This window comes from Paenibacillus sp. J22P165 (assembly GCF_059692015.1).
Genome location: NZ_JCAUAP010000010.1, coordinates 195,174 through 215,528, shown reverse-complemented (window position 1 = coordinate 215,528; position 20,355 = coordinate 195,174). Strand labels below are relative to the sequence as shown.

The window sequence follows — 20,355 nt, the reverse complement described above, 5'->3', positions numbered from 1 at the left end:
CGTGGACAACTCTTGGAAAAAAAAGGATTGCCAAAAGGCAGTTAATCCGCTACAGTTAAGCCAAATGAATAGCAACACGGGTGCTTGATGAAGTCAGGCTGAGATAGTGGCCCTATGCCACTGACCGTTAATCTGATCTGGATAATGCCAGCGTAGAGACCTTATGTGCTTTTTTTGCACGAATGTTCAAGCCTGCCGTTAATCCGGTGGGCTTTTTTTGTCCTTTCGGGGGCGATGAAGACATACATCCAAGGTTGGCGTGTTCGCCTATCTCATTGACAAATAGGAATTGAGAAAAGGAGTCGAGTAGAAGATGGTGCAAAAGGAAGCAAGTAAACAAGGGTTGAAGCTGACCGATATTTTGATCACGATTGTGATCTCGGCAGTGTTCGGTGTGATTTATCGGATTTGGGGACCATTTTACGATCTGATGAAACCGCTGGGCTTGCACGCAGAGCAGTTAAGTTATGGCATGTGGTTCATGGCCGCGACGTTTGCTTTCCTCGTTATTCGCAAACCAGGGGTTGCGCTGCTGGCAGAAGTGGCTGCTGCCACGATTGAGGCCCTGTATGGCGGTCATTGGGGAGTTGGGACGCTCGTATTCGGTGTGCTTCAAGGGCTTGGAGCAGAGCTGGTATTTGCTGCATTCCGCTATCGCCGCACGACTGTAGGGGTAACGATTCTGGCATCCTTCGCATCAGCAATCATGTCTATCTTTGTGGATACTTACTATGGCTATATAGAGCAGCTAACCTTCTGGAATTACATATTGTTCATTAGTTTGCGACTATTGGGCAGCGCGCTGATTGCAGGCGTGTTCGCGTACTATTTGACGAGCGCATTGTCTCGCACGGGTGTACTGAATCTAATTCGTCCCGTTTCCAAAAAAGATTACGACGTACTGGGGTAAACAGATGAGTGAAGGAATGAGCGTTACGAATCTACGGTTAAAATATCCCGGCGATGACGCCCCCCTGATTTTTCAGGGGGTTTCCTTTTCCATCAAGCCTGGTGAAAAGGTACTGCTCCTTGGACCTAGCGGCTGCGGCAAATCGACGTTGCTTCAGGTGCTAAGCGGCATTGTCCCGGACATGATTGAGCTTCCGCTCAAAGTGGATGAGATTAACAGGCCAGGCCGATGGGGTTATGTGTTTCAGGATCCTGATACGCAGTTTTGCATGCCCTATGTCGACGAAGAGATAGCGTTTGTGCTGGAAAATCAGGAAGTGCCGCGGGAGGAGATGCCTGCGCGCATTCGCCATTATTTAAACCATGTTGGGTTACATTTGCCGGATGCACACACGCTGATCAGTATGCTTTCACAAGGAATGAAGCAGCGATTGGCCATTGCCAGTGTGCTAGCGTTAGAGCCAGAGGTGCTCTTTCTCGACGAGCCTACGGCTTTGCTGGATGATGAGGGTACGAAGCAAGTCTGGGATACGATTCGGACGATAAGCGAGAACAAAACCCTCCTCATCGTAGAGCACAAAATTAGCGGCATGCTGGATCTGCTCGATCGGTTGATCATCCTGACACCGGAAGGACAGGTATTGGCAGATGGACCTCCACTTACGATGTTTGAAGCTTATAAAGAACAAATAAGAGAATATGGCATCTGGTACCCTGAGGTGTGGGAAGATTACGCCAAGGAGAATTTGCAGGGAGATCGGGGCGCAGGGACATCAAGTGAAGCAGCAGTAATCGTAAATTCCATTGAGCCTGTTATGGTTTTTCAGGATTTCGTTGGACTTCGCGGCGGGCAGATCAAGACCTCTGTGGATAACTTTAGCGTATATCCAGGCGAATGGATCACCGTTATCGGTGCCAACGGTGCAGGTAAGAGCTCGCTCCTCCTCGCGATCATGCGGCTTATCCCAACCCGCGGAAGCTGTGTCATCGCAGGCGTAAAGGGCAACAAAGTCGAGCAGCTCGCGGAGCAAGTCGGCTTTGTGTTTCAAAACCCGGAGTTCCAGTTCGTTACGAACTCCGTGCAAGAAGAGCTGACCTATGGCTTGCCAGAGGGTCAGTCAAAGGGCCAGTGGGCAGCTGCTGAGCGGCTGCTCCGCGAATACGACCTGCTCGCGCTGCGCGAGCGGCACCCGTTCCAGCTCTCGCTGGGCCAGAAGCGCAGGCTCAGTGTGGCATCCGCGATGGTTCGCGGGCCACGCATCCTGCTGCTGGATGAGCCCACCTTCGGGCTCGATGCGCGCGGCACGCTGCGCATGCTCGAGGGGCTGGAGCGGCTGCGCGCCAGCGGAACCGTGATCGTGATGGTCACTCACGATCACGAGATCGTCCAGCGCCGGGCCACGCGCGTCTGGCAGGTTGATGCGGGGCGCGTGACGGAGGTCGCGTCATCGCCCGCTGCAACTGACGTGCGCGCTGTCACGGGAGGTGAACCGCTGCTATGCAAATAACGTTCAGCTTTCGCGAGACGTGGCTGCATCGTGTGAATCCGGGCGTGAAGCTCATCTTAGCGATTCTGCTCTTCATCGTGGTAATCTTCACCCATAACATCAACATGATGCTGTTTCTGACAATCGGTGCGATGCTTCCGCTAGCGTTGCTCTCCGGGCATCCGGCTAAGCGCTTGCTGCTATATACGTCGCCGTTCTTGCTCTTATTCGTCTCATCCTCACTCGGGATGATGATGTTCGGTACAGGGGAGACGTTGTGGTATCACCTTGGCATTATACGGATCACGGAGGAGAGCTTCTACCGCGGCATTCATCTTGGTTTACGCGGTTTGCAGGTAGCCTCAGTCGGCTTACTGTTCAGCTTGACCACACGGCCTGTCGCGTTGTTCTACGCGATGATGCAGCAGTGGAAGGTCGCGCCGAAGTACGCGTACAGCTTCTTGGCAGCGCTGCGCATGCTGCCAGTCATCCTTGAGGAGTTGCAGACGCTTCGCTATGCGCTCAAGGTTAGGGGCAAACGCAAGCGGCAGAATCCGCTCACTGCGTGGTACACCACGATGCGGATGATTGCGATTCCGCTGCTGGCTCAAAGCATTCGCCGTGCCCATCGGACGGCGGTGGCGATGGAAGCGAAGCGTTTTTCGATGAGTCGCCAACGGACTTATTATTATGTATCTTCCTACTCCAAGGTAGATATCTATTACATCCTCTACTGGATTGTGCTCATCGCAGCGGCTTACTGGCTAGCCGTGAATTGGCCGATTTTGAATAGTGTGGATGTGCGATAGGCTACCTTTGCACAGAAAAAAGAGCAATCCATTACCCAAAGGGCGACGGATTGCTCTTTTGTGTTTGCTTAGTTTTTCACTAGTGTAATGTAGCTTGTAGCTTTTACGCCCGATGCGGATACGGCTGTAAGTTCAAATGAAGTCACATTACCCGTTACATGTACGGTACCATTGGATTCAAGCGTTACGGAGCCAACAGCGGAACCTGCTTCGCCTTGCACATCATTCGTAATAAATAAAGTGCCTAGAGCAAAGTTGTAATCTCGAACATCAGTGCCTTCGTATTTGTTGCCATAGCTATCAATAGCCGTAAGATCCATGGCTTCGTAAGCATTGAAGTCAGCCTTGTACACACTACCAACAACTGACATAGTTTCAGTAATGGAAGTTTCCCCAGCTGTTAATGTCTTCACAGTCACAGGATCGCTTTGGACCGTTACGCTGACATGCAATTGTTTGGCTTCCCCGTTACCGATTTGCACCATCACACTGACGTCAACTGTTCCTGGTTTATTCCCTATCACATACGCATGATGATCGGAACTAAGACCCACTTTGGCAATGCTGGAATTGGAGGAGAAAACGGACTGTACAACACCAGGAATGGCAATTTCTTCACCAGAAGCGGATGTTACTTTTATTTTAATTTCTTTCGCAAATTTACTTTTAGTTGGATCTTCCGCATCCGCTTGTGAGACACCTGTAGCTGAGCTAGTAAGACCACTATCAATGACGCTAGCTAAATGGTAATCACCTACAATGGAAACATTGCTTGGTGTGGTTGGTGTTACAACAGGTGGCTTTTGAGCGTTGAAAGCTTCTTGAGCTCCAAACGAACTAAGCACGAGATCCTCACGTGTTGCGGCTTGGTCGCCAGTTTTGCTGGTTGGATGAATACCAAGTGAAGTAGCTTGTTTAACGGCATCGGTGTACCAAGGCGAACTTGTCATAGAAACCGTTTTTCCTAATCCTTTAAGTAGCACGGTATCCAACTGGGCTGCAGTAACGGACTCGCCAGGCAGGAAAGTTGTATCTGTCACGCCGTCAATAAGACCGGCTTTTTTAGCAGCTTCAATATAAGGGATTGCCCAACCATTAGCTACGTCATCTGCATGAACATCGGTGAAGCTGGACACCTTAATCGTAAGATCAACCGGGATGTTGTAAATTTTCGTAGCTACTTTAGCGAATTGCGCACGAGTCATATTTTGCGAGATTCCGAAAGTTGTATCCGAGACGCCCTCAAAAATACCATCAGCGATCATACGATCAATTTTAGTTTTTAAAGCTGCGTTGCTTCCAGCCAAATCAGTGAAATCAGCGCTTGTTTTAACAGCAGCGGAGGCAGGATGAACCAGGGATAGAGAAGCGAATAATGTTAATGCCATGGCAGTCGTCGAAATAAGCTTAAGTTTATGATTTGGTTTCATATAGGAAAGGCCTCCTTGGCATGTTGCGAATTTTGTGTTTCTAGCAATCTAGTGTTTCACGTGCTGGTCTTGTTGCTATAACTATAGCTTGCCTGATCATCCACGTCATTGTCAAATTTCTGGCAGTCTCACCAGGAGAGTGCTAAATGAATGTGGAAAAAGAGCAATCCATTTACCCAAAAGGGGACGGATTGCTCTTTTTGACTATTCGCCCCATTTGAGCATGAGTGTCAGTTGGCAGCAGGGATTGCCTGTAATGCGCGGACCTACAATGAAATGAACAGCACTTGGCGAGTAAGTTGTTTCAATAGCGGATTCATAACCGAAAGTGTGTATGATGCGATCGACTTCTTTTTTATTCCCACTCTGAGCGTTGGTCATCAATTGTTTTGCAATGGCGGGGTCCGTGAGCTTTTTGACGAGAAGGGAGGTATCCTTCAATAGATGCTCAGAGGTAGCGGCCGAGGTGGAGAGGGTTTTGGTATTCACAGGTGGAAAATCGCGATCCCACGCCCAGTAAGGTGCATAGTGGTATGGATGGGTCGGATACAGATGATACTGAACTGGGGGATAAGGATACAAGGTTGGGTCGTTGTACATGGAGACCGGCCCCTTTCTGTAAAATGATGAGCACTAGCAATATATGTAAGATGTGGGCGAGTGTGCATGGTTAAGCTAGGATGGAGCGGTATTAAGGAGAAGTTGTTTCATAAAAAAAAGTATGAGCTTGTTCTTATTCTATAGAAAAATCCCAAAACAGCTGATATACTACTCATACAGGAGATGATCAGATGAATTCGAAAGTATCGTTCCAAACACTCCGCCGCCCCAAGCTTGTCGATGATGTTGTGACACAGCTGCAGAAGAAAATTTCTGATGGCGAGCTTAAAATAGGTGATAAAATTCCAACAGAGCCGGAATTAATGGAACAGTTCGGCGTCGGACGCTCTACCATTCGTGAGGCTGTACGGGTGCTTGTGCACGCGGGTCTGCTGGAGAAGAAGCAGGGATTTGGGACTTTTCTAACGGGGCATTCCGATGCTGCGATGCAAGAGCCGCTAGTCCATCGACTGCGTCGGGCCGAAATATTGGAAGTCTACGAAGTCAGGAAAATGCTCGAGCTAGAAATATCCAGACTCGCAGCGGAACGTCGAGATGAAGCGGATCTGGAGCAGATGAGAGAAGCGCTTCATCAACGTTTGAAGGCGCTCGAGAGTGGAAATATGGACGCGTATCTAACGGCGGATTTGGCGTTTCATCAAGCTATTGCAGTCGCGAGCAAGAACAGCATTGTTGTCGATCTGTATCGCTCATTTTCAGCGGTACTGTTGGAAGCTTTAACGAATTTAGTTAAGGATGAGCAGGTTCATGATCACCATCATCTCTTTCACGTGAATTTGTATCAAGCCATCCTCGATAAGGATGTCGCCGCTGCGGAGCATTGGACGCTTCAAAACCTGGAGGGTACCGTTCAGCAAGTCAAGAAGTTCCTTCAACAGGATTAGCTGCTGCGACAGCAGGGGGAATAAAAGTAGCAATAGCCAGCATCGAAGTCGAAAAGAGCAAAGTGGCTGACACTGCCGAGCTCTTCCTTTTCTATAAATTGAAACATCAGATGATATGATGATAAGGAGTGATTTTATTTTATGCAATCAACAGCAACAACAGCTGCAACGAGCCCAGCACAAGATCAGGCACGTACGGTGTACGCCATCTTATTTTCAATCAGCTTAGTGCACTTATTGAATGATTCCATTCAGTCGGTTATTCCCGCTATTTTTCCGATTCTACATGACTCCTTGCAGTTGAGCTTTACGCAGATCGGCTGGATCGCTTTCACACTTAATGTGACGGCGTCCTTGTTCCAGCCGCTAATTGGGTTGTATACCGATGCGAAGCCGAAGCCCTATTTGCTGCCCATCGGGGTTGTATTTTCGCTGATAGGTATCATCGTCTTGGCTTATGCGGGAACGTTCTCTCATGTAATCATGGCCGTTATTCTCGTCGGACTAGGGTCATCAGTGCTGCACCCAGAGTCGTCTCGGGTAGCCTACTTAGCTGCAGGTCCTCGGAGAGGGCTGGCGCAATCCATTTTCCAAACAGGCGGGAACATTGGTCAAGCGTTGGCCCCTGTGTTTACTGCACTTATTTTCGTACCGTTAGGTCAGTTCGGGATCATTTGGTTTACTTTTGCCGCGGCAGCGGGGATTGTGATTCAAGTGTTTGTTGCAAAATGGTATCAAGGCGCGATTATCGTACGCTCTGTGGCGCGAAAGTCGGCTGTTGTGAAGAAGTCGCTGCCTAAAAAAACAGTCGCCTATGCGTTGTTTATTCTAATCATGCTGCTCTTCTCCAAATTCGTTTATGTGGCGAGTATGACGGGGTTCTACGCGTTTTATTTAATGGACCATTTCGGCGTCACAACAGGGAAAGCACAGCTTGTTATTTTCATTCTGTTAGCGGCCGGGGCAGTAGGTACCTTTATGGGTGGTCCTTTAGCAGACCGATTTGGTAGACGAAATATGATTTGGTTCTCCATCTTGGGGACAGCGCCATTCTCCTTGCTGCTTCCATTTGTGAGCCTCTTCTGGTCAGCCGTGCTTTGTGCATGTATCGGGTTCATCCTGTTGTCTGGCTTCTCTGTGATCGTGGTCTACGCGCAGGAATTGTTGCCAGGCAAGGTTGGCACGGTGTCGGGTCTATTCTTTGGTCTGGCGTTCGGCTTAGGCGGCATTGGTTCAGCGGTGCTGGGGACTCTGGCGGATGCGACTAGCATTGGCTTTGTGATTCAGCTATGTGCGTATTTGCCGTTGCTAGGACTGCTTGCAGCCTTTCTGCCTACGGATAAAAAATTGAACATGATCAATTAATCGCATGTGTACGAACGTGGGGAATGTTTCTACGACGGAGAGGTACACATCGAACTTCATTTAGCTGGAAAAAGTACAGCTATTTCAGCTGATTTTGGCCTGTTCAATAGATTAACTGGAAAAGCTACAGCTATTTCAGCCCTTTTTCCCGACTTAGCTAGAAATGATTGAATTCAGCTGTAGAATATCCAGTTATTTCTGAAAAGTTAGCTATTTCGGTTAAATTAGCTGTATGAAATCCAGTTATTGCTTGATACGTCAGTAATGATGGGGGCGGAGTTCCGGGATTGCTGTTTGGAGCTCGAAGTGGAGTGTCAGCAGATCTTAGTAATACTGGATAATGCAAGAGATTCAGGCTTTCCTATCTGGAAAGCTTGGGTCTTATTTGTTTTGCGGCGGCATCGGGAGAATAGAAATTGAAATTAACGTGGGGAAGCTGTAAATTAAGGGGTATCTAGAATGTGCAAAGTGCACCAACGCCAACAACATTTAAGGAGTGGGAAACATGGATGTGAAAGTAGCGATTCGCGAGCGACGCAGCATTGGGAAGCTAAAACAAGACCCAATCGAGCAAGCGCTGATTGAAGAAATATTGGAAGCAGCAGTCTGGGCACCTAACCACGCGCATACAGAGCCTTGGCGGTTCTGGGTGATGTCAGGCGAAGGCAGGAAGCTGTTGGGGCGCGGATACGCCGAAGTCGCCATTGCGGAAGCGAAGGCAGGCGCAGATGCGGCACTGTCGGAGGAAGAAGAAGATCAGCTGCGCAGCAGCAATGAGAAAAAAGCGTTCCGAGCTCCGCTCATTATTGCTGTAGCTGTCTCACCGTCGGAGAAGCCGGTCGTACCCGTGATTGAGGAGTATGCGGCTGTGCACTGCGCTGTACAAAATATGATGCTAGCCGGACATGCCCTTGGCTTAGGCTCCATCTGGCGTACCGGAGATCCGACGTATCATCCGAAAATGCAAGAGAACTTCGGTCTCTCAGGCAAAGAAGAGATGGTCGGCTTTATCTATGTGGGTTATCCTGAAGTCATTCCAACCAAGGCAGCGCGTGTTCCTTTTGCCCTAAAAACGCAATGGGTGACCGAGTAACTACCGTGCTATTTCCGAACGAGCACCTTTCTCAATGGGGAGTGTAACCGTGAATACAGAGCCTTCCCCTAGACGACTGCTCACTTCGATGGTCCCTTCATGGGCCAAAACCAATTGTTTGGCGATGGCAAGCCCTAGCCCCATGCCTCCGCTATTGCGAGCGCGCGCCTCATCCATTCGGTAGAAGCGTTCGAATAGGAAGGGCAAATGCTCAGCATCGATGCCCATGCCCGTATCTCGGACGGATAAACGAAGGAACTGACCACGAACGCCTTCTATTAGAACCTTTACCTGGCCACCAGCAGGCGTATACCGAATGGCATTAGTCAACAGATTATAGAACACCTGTGTCATCCGATGCGAATCGACGAAAAGAATCGCACTATCGGCGGAACTGGTTAGGGATATCACAATATTTTTACTCTGCGCATCTGCGGAAAAATGTTCCACGATGCGCTGAAAAAGTGCATGCATATCAACAGGCTTCCGTTCTAGCGGAAGCTTTTTGGCTTCTGCGAGCGAGAGCTGATGCAGCTCATCCACGAGCCGCGTCAGGCGAATGAGTTCGTCCTGCAGGGGTAGCAGCACCTCTGGCAGGATGGGCCGAGCCTCCTGCTGAAGCAACTCTAGCTTGCCGCTGATGATCGTCAGTGGTGTGCGGAGCTCGTGCGCCACGTCAGCGGACATGTTACGGCGCAGTTCCTCCGCGTGATGAAGCTGAACAGACATGGCATTGACGGCCTCAGCCACCATGCCATATTCATCGCGACTCGTCACAGGTGCTTGAACGCCGTATTCCCCTTTGCCCAGTCGGTCGAGCACAGGAAGGATCGCTCGAAGTGGGGCAGTTAGCCGCCGAGCAAGCCAATAGATTAGAAGTAGAGAAAATAGTACAAAGGCAATTGTACCGACAATGAGAAAAAATCGAGTCGAGCTAAGAACGCCGATGCGCAGCTTCGACATCATTTCGGCACCCTTGTCGTGGTAAATCAGCGTGCCAATCTTCTGTTCCCCTAACATGAGATTACTGCGGATGCCGAATGTCCGAACCATTTTGGAGGGAGCATCCCCACTCGTTAACAAGACACGGGAATCTGGTGACAACAGGATCACACTGGCCCCTTTTTTGCCTACAATATCCAGAACATGGGCTGCCCAATCAGCTTCAATACCTCTCCAAGCGTCTCCATTTGTTTGATAATACTGCGCAAGAGATTGTGAGATTTCATTCATTTCATCCTGGCGAGAGGCTTCCACCATCACCTGCAGCACGTCCCGCATCAAGAACTGTGTGACCACCGCAAAGATGACGCCCATCCCCACAATAAAGGCAATCATCGTGATAAACAGCTTACGCCGCACACTCATAGCTGATCCCCGAATCGATACCCAAACCCATATACCGTCTGAACGAATGCCGGAGTGGAGGGGGTGTCCTCGATTTTCTTCCTTAAGTGACTAATGTGTGCATCCACGGTGCGCTCGTCGTTCAGAAAATCATCCTCCAATGCGCTTTGCAGCAATTGTAGTCGACTGTACACGATCCCTGGTCTCGCAGCCAGTGTAAGCAACAGCTTAAATTCTGTTGGCGTGAGCGAGATTTCTTGGCCGCGTTTACGCACCAGGCATTTCGCTTCATGAATCGTTAATTCTCCTCGTTGTAACTCCTCTGTGACACCCTCCTCATGGACGGCCAGCCTTCGCAGAACCGAACGAATGCGAGCTGCAAGTTCGCGCAAGGAAAAAGGCTTAGTCAAATAATCGTCGGCGCCTACCTCTAGTCCCACAATTTTGTCCGTTTCCTCCGTCCTCGCAGTCACCATAATCACTCCAATGTGACTCGATCCGCTTCGCAACCGTCGGCAGACCTCAATCCCACTCATTTCTGGCAGCATCCAATCGAGTACAACGAGTGCTGGTTTATGTTCGTGAGCAAGCGCTAAAGCTTGCGTTCCTGTTGTTGCCGTCACAATGTGAAAGCCTTCCTGACGCAAATAGGGCTCCATAAATTCAAGCACCTGACGCTCATCGTCCACGAGTAAAAGTGTGTGTGTCATGCCAATAATCCTCATTTCAGTAATAAATTAAGCTTAGTATACCTTTACTCTACCTGCTTGTGGGGAGATTCATCCAAATCGCAACGCATCTTCACAAGTTCGCAACATGATCCAGGTATAATGCGACTTAGCAAACCAATGTGGAGGGATTTTGGATGAAAAAGTTAGGTCCAGCAGGAATGAAATGGTTAAAAATACTGCATATATCGCTGGTGATGTTATTTTTTGGCGGCATCATGAGTTCCGTAGCTATGAGTATGGGTATTGAGCTTGCCACCTATGAAGACACACTTGCTACGTACAAAAGAATCGTAATCATCAGTGACAGTATTATCCGTACAGGTGCGGTGGGTACCTTGCTTGTAGGTGTTTTGTATGGCCTGATGACGAGTTGGGGGTTTTTCAAGCATCGGTGGGTTACGGTGAAATGGATTTTATTTGTCGGACAGACCATCATTGGCATATTCGTTGTGGATAAGTTAATGCTGGCCAACATGACCCTCTTAGAGACAGAGCAAGCATTGGCACTGACCAATCCTGCGTTTCTGCACAATCAGACGATGCGTCAGTATGCCGTCTACGTACAAGTTGTTGTGACAGTGTTTATCCTTTGTATTTCGGTGTTTAGGCCGTGGAAAAAGAAAAAACAGACGGTTGCGAGTTAGTCCATAACTCGAGGGTGAGAAGAAGAATTAGTGGCAGAGTTAAAGCCGCTAGTTCTTCTTTTTTGTTTTATGTAAAAAGGAAATCGTCGAACCGGTTTCATGATTTCTTGCATTTTACATGCTGAAAATACAAGAAAAACCTTAATGTTACTGGCATTTCCTTATTTCAAAGAATCTATTTTATTTACAATTCATTTATTCCGCCATGAAACTGTGTTGATAAAACCGGTTTACTATTAAGAAGAAGTGAGGCGAGCCCATATGGCAAACATAGATGATGTTGCGAAAGTAGCTAGGGTGTCCAAAAGCACTGTTTCAAACGTGTTTAGCAAGAAGAGACCCATTAGCAAGGAGGTGTCAAAGCGCGTTCTGGATGCTGCTCTGGATCTGAACTACAGACCGAATTACTGGGCTCGAAGTCTAGCGAACAAACGGACGAATATTATTGGACTTAATATGCCGGGTGAGCAGGTGAAATTCAGTCAGTTTCATCTTGGCCTTTTTAATGGCGTGTTAAGAGAGTGCTATAGCCAAGGCTATCGCTTGCTCGTGAATTCACTATCAATCGAATTTTCCAAGCAAGTTGAATATGTAGCGACAGATCCTGTGGATGGTGATATTCTTCTCGATCCCGCTGAGAATGATGAACGAATCTCAGAACGAATCATGCGCAAACTGCCGCTTGTTGTTATTGGAAGACCGCATCAAGAGTTCGAATCTAGTGTGTCCTATGTCGATAACGACAACATTGGTATGGGGCAACTAGTTACGGAACATCTGCTGCAGCTAGGCCATACGCACATCGCATTTCTGAATACACAGAAGGAACGAACGGTGGCGCAAGATCGCGAGTTGGGTTTCATTAGAGCGTATCAAAAAGCGGATGTGCCTATTGAACCTAAGCTTATTGTATACAAAGATAAAAAACTAACATCGACGGCATATGGCTATCAGATGACCAAACGATTACTGGCTTCTTACCCACAGATTACGGCCATTATTACGGATACAGATAAAGTAGCTTTGGGCGTTTACCAAGCTGCCGAAGAGCAAAACCTGCGAATACCAGAGGACTTATCTGTGTTCGCGTTTAGCGACGACTCGATTTATGGTACTGAGTTTAAGCCCCCGCTGACTGGTGTCAGGCTGAACGGAGAAGTGTTAGGGAGTGAAGCAGCCAAGTTGCTGATTGAACAATTGCGGGAACCGAATCCCATTGTGAAACGCATCTTAATTCCAGCGAGCCTCGTGTTTAGAGACTCCTGTGCCAAAGTTAAAACCGATCCTACCAAATAGAGAAGAACCCAATAGGAGGCCATACCCATGTTGAATAAAAAAGCAGGAATGATCGCAGCCGTTGCCCTATCGACTAGCTTACTTGTGACGGCGTGCAGTACGCAAACAGGAACAGAATCACAAGCAAGCTCGCCTAGTGAGACATCCAAGCCAGCCAAGCAAGAAACACTGCGTATACTCAGTGGTGTTGTCGGAGGGAAGACGCCAGAGGAGAACGCGTTATTTGAGAAGGAAGTTGAACGGTTGACAGGGATTAAGGTAACGATTGAGAAACCAGCGGCTGACTACGATAAGAAGCTATACGCAGCTATTGCAGCTGGAGAAAAGTATGACCTCATTTATATGGGGAAGGGCAATATGGACGTCTTAGTTGAACAAGGCGCACTAACGCAGTTAAACGATAAGATTAAAGCCTCGAAAGTGCTGTCTGACCCGAAGGTCATCCCTACGAAAGAATGGGACATGATTACTTACAATGGCGGCAAAATCTACAGTGTATTTAATAAATCGGAAGGCGGTACGCTGCCTACGGTTCGTCAAGATTGGATGGACAAGCTTAAGCTGCAACAGCCGAAAACATTGGATGATTTCTACCAAACCTTGAAGGCGTTTAAAGAGAAGGATCCAGACGGTAATGGCAAGGATGATACGTACGGCTTGTCCACTGCAGGCTTGTATGATATTCAAGGCTTTATGAGTGCTGCAGGGGTGAAGTATAAATATGTGATGGATGCGAATGGCAAACGTTCGATACCTTATGCGACTGATGCAGCCGTTCCGATCTATGAGTGGTTTGCCAAGCTGTATAAGGAAGGTATTCTAGATCCTAACTTTGCAACCAATGATTCAGGCAAAATGAGAGAGCTATTTTTAACGAACCGTGTAGGTATGGTTACGTACTGGGATGCATGGGTAGGTCTCTTTAACAATATGAAGAAAACGGATGATCCTAAATTTGTAGCGAAAGCAATTCCGGGTGCTGTTGGACCTGACGGCAAAGTGATGCTTCGTCGCGGAGACCCGAGCGTATGGGGAATTCCAGTGAATGCCGAACATGTGGATACGGCAATGAAGTTCCTGGAGTTTTGGCAGTCAGACAAAGGAAACATCCTGAGTACATTAGGGATTGAAGGGACAGATTACACAGTCAAAGATGGGAAATATTCGTTAACGCCTGATGGTATTAGCCATGGGATGGACCATGGAGCACCATTCCCGAACAACACCAACTTTAAGAATCCAATCGGGACACTGCCAGGTGCATTAGAAGGACGCCAAATCATTTTTGATAACAACGCGACGATTGAGAATTCCACGAAGGATTGGCCAAATGCTGAGAAAATTGTAACGAACTATGCGTTCCAAGCCATGATGGGTAAAATGCAAGCGGCAGATGCCGTGAAGAAGATGCATGATGAGCTGAAAGCCGTGAACTTAATTGACTAAATAAGTAGAAGCAGAAGCGAGGGCGGGGGCTACTCCCAGCCCTGCTTTACTGTTCAAATTCTAGGGGGAATAACAAGTGACAGCATGGGCTCGCTATCGTGTGTTGTATGTCATGATGCTACCAATTGTGATCTATTTTGCGATTTTCTCATATTTCCCGTTGTTTAAGGGCCTGCAAATATCGATGCAGAAATTCCGAATGATCGGAGATCGCCCCTTCATAGGACTTGAGAATTATCAAACGGTTTGGCATGATCCGATATTCTGGCGCGTACTGGAAAACACGCTCGTGATTGGTGCGGGTATGCTTGTTCTTGGCTTTTTTGCTCCGATTATTACGGCTTTATCTTTAAATGAAGTACTCAAAACGTGGTTTAAAAAGCTAACACAAATGGTCATCTATTTACCGCATTTATTCTCATGGGTTGTTGTAGGCGGGATATGGATCATGATGCTGTCGCCAGACGGCGGATTTGTTAATGAGCTGCTGAAGTTTTTAGGAGCTGCGAAGCCGATTCACTTTTTTGCAGAGGTCGATTATGCGCGTTATTTAATGATACTGACGAATACATGGAAAGAAATGGGCTTTACCTGCATTCTCTACTTGGCTGCAATTGTCTCGATATCTCCTTCTCTATACGAAGCTGCTCGGATGGATGGAGCGGGTCGCTGGCAGCAAATTCGCTATGTAACCTTACCGCAGCTTATTCCGACCATGAAGGTCGTTACACTTTTGAATATGATTGGTATGCTTCGCATGTTTGATCAAATGATGATTCTGAGTAATCCCGTTATTGCTCGGAAGGTGGATGTCTTGATGACCTACACGTACCAAAAGGGGATCCTTGAGTTTAACATGGGTGTCGCATCAGCAGCAGGCTTCCTAGTTGTTCTGGCAACGCTAATTCTGGTGTTTGCGACTAGAAAATTAATCCGGTATGACGAGGAGTGAATTCGTGTGAGAAGTAAATCGTTAACTAGACAAGACATCCCCTTTCAAATAGCCAATGGTCTCTTCTTGTTGTTGCTTGTGGCAACCATGATTTTGCCGATTTGGAATACTTTTATCATTTCGATTTCCTCTAATATCTCATCCATGCATGCGGGGCTTCAGTTGTGGCCATCAGAGCTAAGTATGGAAGGGTACCGAACGGTATGGCAGCGTGTTGAGCTGTGGAGACCTTTTGGCATGAATGTACTCGTCACCGTACTCGGCTCATTCGCACATGTGCTGCTCTGCGCGATGGCGGGCTATGTGCTGCTGCATAAGGGCTTGCCTGGACGGAAGCTGCTGACGAGCTTTATTCTACTGACGATGATGGTGCCGAATGAAGCTGTTATGATTCCTCTTTATGTGGTAAATAAGGAGCTTGGCCTATTAAATACGGTTTCCGCACTCGTTCTGTATGGCTTGATTTCAGGCTTCAGCATCCTATTAATGCGGAATTTTTTTGGTGCCGTATCCTATGAAATGGCTGAGTCGGCCAAGATCGATGGCGCTGGAGAGTTTCGCATTTTCGCTACGATGTATGTGCCGCTAGCTAAACCGGGATTAGCAACAATTACTTTATTTGAATTCGTATCCCGATGGAACCAGCTGACGCCGGGGCTGTTATACATTACGAATCAGAAGCTTTATACCCTGCAAGTAGCGCTGCGCGCACTGGTCATTCAATCGGATGCCACGAGCAGTAATTTATTTATGACACCTAATGTACGGATGGCTGGAGTTATGCTGGCACTTATACCGCTCGTCGTGATCTATCCGTTTGTTCAAAAATATTTCGTTACCGGCCTAATGGTCGGAGCAACGAAGGAGTAGGGGGAATGAAACGCAATGATCATAACTCGTCTGATTTCAAATGAGGAAGCGGATCGTTATGTGGAGGTGCCCTTTCAGGTTACGAGCGGCACGGAACGCATTCACGTTCGGATCGAGGTAGAAGCGAATGGACCGGGGGATTGTGTCATTGATTTAGGAGTTAAAGATTCCGCCCGTGTAAGAGGTTGGAGCGGGGGCGCACGCACCGAATTTTTCGTCGAGGCAGAACAAGCGACTTCTGGTTATATCCCCGGTGAATTAGTGGCAGGAGAGTGGGCTGTATTACTAGGGACGTACCGGATTCCGCTTGCAGGCTGTACGGTGCGTGTTGAGGTGACATGCACAACGATGCAAGGCCGCTGGCTCAAGGGCGATCTCCATATGCACACGGTTCATAGTGATGGAGCATGGACGGTAGCTGAGAATGCGAAGATGATGGCAGAGCTAGGCTGTGATTTTCTTGCGATGACCGACCATAACACCTATAGTCAAAATCTTACTTATCCGAGGGAAACGGGTATCGTGTTGATCCCTGGCATGGAGCTGACGACGAATCATGGACATGCCAATTTTCTGGGAGCGGTTCAACCAGTGCAAGATTTCCGCGCTGTTAGCTCGGAGCAGGTGCAGGAACGGATGCATGAAGCAAGGGATAACGGTGCGCGTATTGTACTCAATCATCCGCACTGCCCCAACTGTGGGTGGGAGTGGGCATGGTCCGTCGATTACGATTGGGTAGAAATCTGGAATGGTCCTTGGCGGGAGGCCAATCAACGAACGCTGACGTGGTGGCACGAGCAGCTTTGCAGCGGCAAACGCTTGATTGCTGTAGGCGGCAGTGATTTCCATCGTCAAGGAGGCTACGTCAAGCATAGCATGCCGACAACTTGGGTGTATGCAGCTAGTCGAACCGCCAAAGGCGTATTGGATGGCATTGATACTGGCCGTGTGTTTCTAAGTTTTTCACCGGAAGGGCCAACGTTAGAACTTCATGCAGGGATATATCACATGGGCGATGTGGTGCCTGCGCAGGCACCAGAGCGTCAGGGCAAGGTTGTGCTTGTAGTTAATGAGCTGGAGGTTGGCGATACGGTGAAGCTGATCTCAGATCGGGGCGTGGAGGTCATCTGTGTTGCTCACCATGAGCTATCACTGGAGTTGTCGGCTGAAATGGAAGGGAGGACCTTCTATCGTGCAGAGGTATGGCGTTATTTCAGTGAGGTTCAAGAGACACTTCTCGCGGCTGTAAGTAATCCGCTGTATATGGATTGATTTTAATATAAACGAAGTGAACAGCGTGAACACAAATAACAAAGGAGCTAAGGGTTAATCCCATAGCTCCTTTGTTATTTGGGGTTAGTTCTTCAGCGCAACCGCAATCCTTGCGGCGGTCTGCGCGTTGTGGTAAACGAGCGCGATGTTCGTCTCCAGGCTGCGCCCTTCCGTCAGCTGCTTAATCCGCGCTAGCAAGAAAGGCGTGACCTTTTTGCCGGTCACGTTTTGCTCTTTGGCCTCATTCAGCGCCTGCTGGATGACGGCCTCGATCTCTACATGGTCCATAGCGGATTCCGCTGGGACCGGGTTAGCGATGACGGCGCCGCCGCTAAGGCCTAGCTCCCACTTCGTGCGGAGCATAGCGGCCACGTCAGCCGCCTCATCGAGGCGGAAGTCTACGCCGTAGCCGCTCTCGCGGGCGTAGAAGGACGGGAACTCGCTCGTTTGGTAACCAACCACGGGCACGCCGTGGGTTTCCAAATACTCGAGCGTACGGCCAATATCGAGGATCGATTTCACGCCGGCGCAGACGACAGCGACGTTCGTTTGGGCAAGCTCCGTCAAGTCAGCGGAGACGTCCATAGAGATTTCACCTTCGCGGTGCACGCCGCCGATCCCGCCGGTAGCGAATACTTGGATGCCAGCCAAGGCAGCACCGATCATCGTCGCGGAAACGGTGGTCGCCCCGATTTTACCGGAGGAGAGGATATAGGCGAAGTCGCGGCGGCTTACTTTTTCAACATGGCCATTCGTTGCGAATGCTTCGAGTTCCTGTTCGTTTAGGCCGATCTTGATTTTGCCATCCATAATACCGATCGTTGCCGGAACAGCGCCGTTATCGCGGATAATTTGCTCTACTTTTTTCGCCATTTCGATATTTTGCGGGTAAGGCATACCGTGAGAAATAATCGTCGTTTCAAGAGCTACGATTGGTTTGTTATGGGCAAGTGCATCTTTCACTTCATCTGTAAGCGTTAAGTATGAGGTATTTAACATGAGTTTAATCTCCTTTAGTCATGGTGTGTATCGTAAGGTGTAAGCGTTCCTCGTTCAGTTCACTGGATGTCGATTCACTGGTTTGCAGTGTAATATGCGCAGCAGCAAGGCCGTATTCACAGGATGTGAGATAAGTATGGTCATGGGTAACACCATAGACAATTCCGGCTAAAAAGGCATCTCCAGCTCCCGTTACTTCAATGACCTGAGTCGGTATGGACGGGAAGAATTGTTCACCTTCTTCACCTACATAGAGCACTCCTTGGCTTCCGAGTGTAATGAAAACATGCTTCACACCGCGCTCGCGAATAACTCCAGCAATTTTGGAATGGTCAGGCTCTACATAAAACATATCAATGACATCTTGGTTCATGGTTAGCGGTGTGTGAGCTAATTGAACAGCTTCCTCTAAATTGGGAAAAATAGCTGTTACCCCTGTTAAATCAGTGGGAAGCTTTTTTGATTTCTCTGAGGAAACAGGATCAATGAAGAGGGGAATGTTCTCCTCCTGACAGCGACGGATCAGCTCTTCCAAGGTTTCGATCGGCAGGTTTGTATCTGCGATCACGAGCTTGGCAGACGCAATATGGGACCACTTATCCCTCAGCATCGCTGGTGAGAATTTATCATAAATGTCCATATTGGCAAAAGCGAGAAACATCTCGCCTGACGTGTCGAGGAGCGCGGTGTAAGATCCCGTGTTCTCGCCGTTGAGCACGATAGCTTGGCTGACGTCGACACCTCGGCGTCTTGTTTCTTCTAGTACCCATTGGCCTGCTTTATCGTCCCCCACTACGGTGAGGAGGGATGTTTGACAGGCTAACCCAGCTAAAGCCTCAGCGATGTTGCGAGCAACGCCGCCACAAGACTCCGTGACCGTGACCGGATTGGAGGTAGCTAGACGGATCGCATGCTTGCTGAGGGCTTTACTATCGAGATTCGCTCCGCCGATGCAGAAAACCGTGTGTTCATCGGAAGTGACATAGGCTCTGCCACGAATCGTTCCCTTTTTGGTCAGTGACGCAATATAACCAGCTACAGCAGATCGAGAAATACCGATGAGACCGGCTATTTCATTCTGCGAAATGAATGGATTTTGACGGATAAGCGCTAGGATTTGCTGTTCACGATCCATGCAAAGCTCCCCTCCTTCGTCGTTCTCCCTTTATTGTAACTCACTCAAAAACAAATGTCTATTCGATGGACAAATGTTCTAATGGCATGCAAACCCTTGGTCAAGAACTAGCAGCAACGGCTAGAGTAGTTCGTAAGTCGATTATTTCGAGTTACGGAAGTGCAGCGCGGCTCTTTGAGCTCCGTAAGTCGATTATTTCGAGTTACGGAAGCGAAGCGCGGCTTTTTGAGCTCTGTAAGTCGATTATTTCGAGTTACGGAAGCGAAGCGCGGCTCTTTGAGCTCCGTAAGTCGATTATTTCGAGTTACGGAAGCGAAGCGCGGCTTTTTGAGCTCTGTAAGTCGATTATTTCGAGTTACGGAAGCGAAGCGCGGCCATTTGAGCTCTGTAAGTCGATTATTTCGTGTTACGGAAGTGCAGCGCGGCCATTTGAGCTCCGTAAGTCGATTATTTCGACTACTTCCCCTAACAAAACGAAAGCCTACCCACCTTCACACTGAAGAAATGTGAAATGGAGTAGACTTTTTAGACACGGTCACGCCAGCATCTCTCTTCATTGTTCTCGAAGCGTTGCTGACGCGGACTTTCTGACCTGAATCGCTTCTTTGCTCCAAGACTACTTTGTATACGAATTGGAGCGGGATCCGAGTCCTAGCAGACCTAGTAACCCTAACAAACCGATGTAGCTGTACCAATGTCTGGTTTTATCTTTGGGTGCAGCTGCGACGGACTGAGCTTTAAGCGTAGAGACGTTCAAAGCTGTTGGCGGTGTAATACCATACGCGGCAGCATGACCGTTCAGGTTGGTTGCAGGGAGTAAACGGGTATCTGCCCCGGGCATACCAAAGGGGTTGGTTTGATACATCGTAGGAGAACCATTCTTCAAGCTCTGCAGGTTTTCGGTCTGTGACATATGTCCACTGTGATCGTGGGCATGCAGCCGATATTGATGTGCCCCAAGCAGAAGAGAGAAGGTAAGGAAAGAAATAGAAACTAATTTGAAAGATCGGGTAACCATTATCCATACCTCCAGATAGTAAGTAGATAGGGGTCATTCGGTGTAGG

Annotated in this window: 20 protein-coding genes and 1 riboswitch; of the genes, 13 read left to right on the top strand and 7 right to left on the bottom strand. The window is 48.5% G+C overall.

The window, feature by feature from the left end:
• Positions 1-66 precede the first annotated feature (66 nt).
• Positions 67-177, top strand: a riboswitch (TPP riboswitch).
• 136 nt (positions 178-313) lie between these two features.
• Genes AC58QM_RS25475 through AC58QM_RS25465 form a run of 3 tightly spaced genes read left to right on the top strand, consistent with a single transcriptional unit; the run spans position 314 to position 3,205 of the window.
• Entirely contained in the window at positions 314-910 is a 597-nt protein-coding gene (locus AC58QM_RS25475; protein WP_497287634.1) for an ECF transporter S component, read from the top strand.
• A 4-nt stretch (positions 911-914) separates the two neighbouring features.
• A complete protein-coding gene (locus AC58QM_RS25470; protein ID WP_497287633.1) occupies positions 915-2,417 on the top strand; it encodes an ABC transporter ATP-binding protein in 1,503 nt (500 codons plus the stop codon).
• Positions 2,408-3,205, top strand: a complete 798-nt coding sequence (locus tag AC58QM_RS25465) for an energy-coupling factor transporter transmembrane component T family protein (protein WP_497287632.1) — start codon at positions 2,408-2,410, stop codon at positions 3,203-3,205. Before AC58QM_RS25470 ends, AC58QM_RS25465 begins: the two co-directional genes overlap by 10 nt.
• Positions 3,206-3,273: 68 nt before the next feature.
• Here AC58QM_RS25465 and AC58QM_RS25460 read toward each other — a convergent pair whose 3' ends face one another.
• Both AC58QM_RS25460 and AC58QM_RS25455 read right to left on the bottom strand, forming a co-directional pair.
• Positions 3,274-4,635 (bottom strand): S-layer homology domain-containing protein, encoded by a 1,362-nt coding sequence (locus AC58QM_RS25460; protein WP_497287631.1) that lies wholly within the window; start codon positions 4,633-4,635, stop codon positions 3,274-3,276.
• Positions 4,636-4,839: 204 nt separating this feature from the next.
• Positions 4,840-5,235 carry a YuzC family spore coat inner layer protein gene (locus AC58QM_RS25455; protein ID WP_497287630.1) on the bottom strand — a complete coding sequence of 132 codons (396 nt, stop codon included), beginning with the start codon at positions 5,233-5,235 and terminating at the stop codon, positions 4,840-4,842.
• A gap of 191 nt (positions 5,236-5,426) precedes the next feature.
• Here AC58QM_RS25455 and AC58QM_RS25450 point away from each other — a divergent pair, with 191 nt between their 5' ends.
• The 3 genes from AC58QM_RS25450 (at position 5,427) to AC58QM_RS25440 (ending at position 8,598) form a co-directional block, all read left to right on the top strand.
• Positions 5,427-6,140 (top strand): FadR/GntR family transcriptional regulator, encoded by a 714-nt coding sequence (locus AC58QM_RS25450; protein WP_497287629.1) that lies wholly within the window; start codon positions 5,427-5,429, stop codon positions 6,138-6,140.
• Positions 6,141-6,281: 141 nt separating this feature from the next.
• Positions 6,282-7,505 carry an MFS transporter gene (locus AC58QM_RS25445; protein ID WP_497287628.1) on the top strand — a complete coding sequence of 408 codons (1,224 nt, stop codon included), beginning with the start codon at positions 6,282-6,284 and terminating at the stop codon, positions 7,503-7,505.
• A gap of 505 nt (positions 7,506-8,010) precedes the next feature.
• Complete coding sequence (locus AC58QM_RS25440) at positions 8,011-8,598, top strand: nitroreductase family protein (RefSeq protein ID WP_497287627.1); 588 nt, start codon at positions 8,011-8,013, stop codon at positions 8,596-8,598.
• Here AC58QM_RS25440 and AC58QM_RS25435 read toward each other — a convergent pair whose 3' ends face one another.
• Both AC58QM_RS25435 and AC58QM_RS25430 read right to left on the bottom strand, forming a co-directional pair.
• The gene (locus tag AC58QM_RS25435; protein ID WP_497287626.1) at positions 8,599-9,966 is read right to left on the bottom strand and encodes a sensor histidine kinase; all 1,368 of its coding nucleotides are present in this window, start codon (positions 9,964-9,966) and stop codon (positions 8,599-8,601) included.
• Positions 9,963-10,655 (bottom strand): response regulator transcription factor, encoded by a 693-nt coding sequence (locus tag AC58QM_RS25430; RefSeq protein WP_497287625.1) that lies wholly within the window; start codon positions 10,653-10,655, stop codon positions 9,963-9,965. Before AC58QM_RS25430 ends, AC58QM_RS25435 begins: the two co-directional genes overlap by 4 nt.
• 155 nt (positions 10,656-10,810) lie before the next feature.
• Here AC58QM_RS25430 and AC58QM_RS25425 point away from each other — a divergent pair, with 155 nt between their 5' ends.
• The 6 genes from AC58QM_RS25425 (at position 10,811) to AC58QM_RS25400 (ending at position 17,156) form a co-directional block, all read left to right on the top strand.
• Positions 10,811-11,320, top strand: coding sequence for a DUF2269 domain-containing protein (locus tag AC58QM_RS25425; RefSeq protein WP_497287624.1), 510 nt, complete (start codon positions 10,811-10,813; stop codon positions 11,318-11,320).
• A 261-nt stretch (positions 11,321-11,581) separates the two neighbouring features.
• On the top strand, positions 11,582-12,616 hold the full coding sequence (locus tag AC58QM_RS25420) for a LacI family DNA-binding transcriptional regulator (RefSeq protein ID WP_497287623.1): 1,035 nt from the start codon (positions 11,582-11,584) through the stop codon (positions 12,614-12,616).
• Positions 12,617-12,643: 27 nt separating this feature from the next.
• Positions 12,644-14,062: an extracellular solute-binding protein gene (locus tag AC58QM_RS25415; RefSeq protein ID WP_497287622.1), complete on the top strand. Its 1,419-nt coding sequence runs from the start codon at positions 12,644-12,646 to the stop codon at positions 14,060-14,062.
• A 76-nt stretch (positions 14,063-14,138) separates the two neighbouring features.
• On the top strand, positions 14,139-15,014 hold the full coding sequence (locus tag AC58QM_RS25410) for an ABC transporter permease subunit (protein ID WP_497287621.1): 876 nt from the start codon (positions 14,139-14,141) through the stop codon (positions 15,012-15,014).
• A 6-nt stretch (positions 15,015-15,020) separates the two neighbouring features.
• Complete coding sequence (locus AC58QM_RS25405; RefSeq protein ID WP_497287620.1) at positions 15,021-15,884, top strand: carbohydrate ABC transporter permease; 864 nt, start codon at positions 15,021-15,023, stop codon at positions 15,882-15,884.
• Between the two features lie 15 nt (positions 15,885-15,899).
• The gene (locus AC58QM_RS25400) at positions 15,900-17,156 is read left to right on the top strand and encodes a CehA/McbA family metallohydrolase (protein ID WP_497287619.1); all 1,257 of its coding nucleotides are present in this window, start codon (positions 15,900-15,902) and stop codon (positions 17,154-17,156) included.
• 84 nt (positions 17,157-17,240) lie between these two features.
• Here AC58QM_RS25400 and AC58QM_RS25395 read toward each other — a convergent pair whose 3' ends face one another.
• Together AC58QM_RS25395 and AC58QM_RS25390 are read right to left on the bottom strand one after the other, a co-directional pair.
• Positions 17,241-18,155 carry a pseudouridine-5'-phosphate glycosidase gene (locus tag AC58QM_RS25395; RefSeq protein WP_497287618.1) on the bottom strand — a complete coding sequence of 305 codons (915 nt, stop codon included), beginning with the start codon at positions 18,153-18,155 and terminating at the stop codon, positions 17,241-17,243.
• A gap of 4 nt (positions 18,156-18,159) precedes the next feature.
• The gene (locus AC58QM_RS25390) at positions 18,160-19,290 is read right to left on the bottom strand and encodes a carbohydrate kinase (protein ID WP_497287617.1); all 1,131 of its coding nucleotides are present in this window, start codon (positions 19,288-19,290) and stop codon (positions 18,160-18,162) included.
• Between the two features lie 65 nt (positions 19,291-19,355).
• Between AC58QM_RS25390 and AC58QM_RS25385 the strand changes: the two genes are divergently transcribed.
• Positions 19,356-19,790, top strand: coding sequence for a hypothetical protein (locus tag AC58QM_RS25385; protein ID WP_497287616.1), 435 nt, complete (start codon positions 19,356-19,358; stop codon positions 19,788-19,790).
• A 116-nt stretch (positions 19,791-19,906) separates the two neighbouring features.
• On the opposite strand, the gene AC58QM_RS25380 is transcribed toward AC58QM_RS25385, so the two are convergent.
• On the bottom strand, positions 19,907-20,308 hold the full coding sequence (locus AC58QM_RS25380; RefSeq protein WP_497287615.1) for a hypothetical protein: 402 nt from the start codon (positions 20,306-20,308) through the stop codon (positions 19,907-19,909).
• Between the last annotated feature and the right edge of the window lie 47 nt (positions 20,309-20,355).

Excerpts from the sequence above, each read along its gene's own strand:
- AC58QM_RS25475 (WP_497287634.1), top strand. The coding sequence starts at position 314 with ATGGTGCAAAAGGAAGCAAGTAAACAAGGGTTGAAGCTGACCGATATT.
- AC58QM_RS25470 (WP_497287633.1), top strand. The coding sequence starts at position 915 with ATGAGTGAAGGAATGAGCGTTACGAATCTACGGTTAAAATATCCCGGC.
- AC58QM_RS25465 (WP_497287632.1), top strand. The coding sequence starts at position 2,408 with ATGCAAATAACGTTCAGCTTTCGCGAGACGTGGCTGCATCGTGTGAAT.
- AC58QM_RS25460 (WP_497287631.1), bottom strand. The coding sequence starts at position 4,635 with ATGAAACCAAATCATAAACTTAAGCTTATTTCGACGACTGCCATGGCA.
- AC58QM_RS25455 (WP_497287630.1), bottom strand. The coding sequence starts at position 5,235 with ATGTACAACGACCCAACCTTGTATCCTTATCCCCCAGTTCAGTATCAT.
- AC58QM_RS25450 (WP_497287629.1), top strand. The coding sequence starts at position 5,427 with ATGAATTCGAAAGTATCGTTCCAAACACTCCGCCGCCCCAAGCTTGTC.
- AC58QM_RS25445 (WP_497287628.1), top strand. The coding sequence starts at position 6,282 with ATGCAATCAACAGCAACAACAGCTGCAACGAGCCCAGCACAAGATCAG.
- AC58QM_RS25440 (WP_497287627.1), top strand. The coding sequence starts at position 8,011 with ATGGATGTGAAAGTAGCGATTCGCGAGCGACGCAGCATTGGGAAGCTA.
- AC58QM_RS25435 (WP_497287626.1), bottom strand. The coding sequence starts at position 9,966 with ATGAGTGTGCGGCGTAAGCTGTTTATCACGATGATTGCCTTTATTGTG.
- AC58QM_RS25430 (WP_497287625.1), bottom strand. The coding sequence starts at position 10,655 with ATGACACACACACTTTTACTCGTGGACGATGAGCGTCAGGTGCTTGAA.
- AC58QM_RS25425 (WP_497287624.1), top strand. The coding sequence starts at position 10,811 with ATGAAAAAGTTAGGTCCAGCAGGAATGAAATGGTTAAAAATACTGCAT.
- AC58QM_RS25420 (WP_497287623.1), top strand. The coding sequence starts at position 11,582 with ATGGCAAACATAGATGATGTTGCGAAAGTAGCTAGGGTGTCCAAAAGC.
- AC58QM_RS25415 (WP_497287622.1), top strand. The coding sequence starts at position 12,644 with ATGTTGAATAAAAAAGCAGGAATGATCGCAGCCGTTGCCCTATCGACT.
- AC58QM_RS25400 (WP_497287619.1), top strand. The coding sequence starts at position 15,900 with ATGATCATAACTCGTCTGATTTCAAATGAGGAAGCGGATCGTTATGTG.
- AC58QM_RS25395 (WP_497287618.1), bottom strand. The coding sequence starts at position 18,155 with ATGTTAAATACCTCATACTTAACGCTTACAGATGAAGTGAAAGATGCA.
- AC58QM_RS25390 (WP_497287617.1), bottom strand. The coding sequence starts at position 19,290 with ATGGATCGTGAACAGCAAATCCTAGCGCTTATCCGTCAAAATCCATTC.
- AC58QM_RS25385 (WP_497287616.1), top strand. The coding sequence starts at position 19,356 with ATGGACAAATGTTCTAATGGCATGCAAACCCTTGGTCAAGAACTAGCA.
- AC58QM_RS25380 (WP_497287615.1), bottom strand. The coding sequence starts at position 20,308 with ATGGTTACCCGATCTTTCAAATTAGTTTCTATTTCTTTCCTTACCTTC.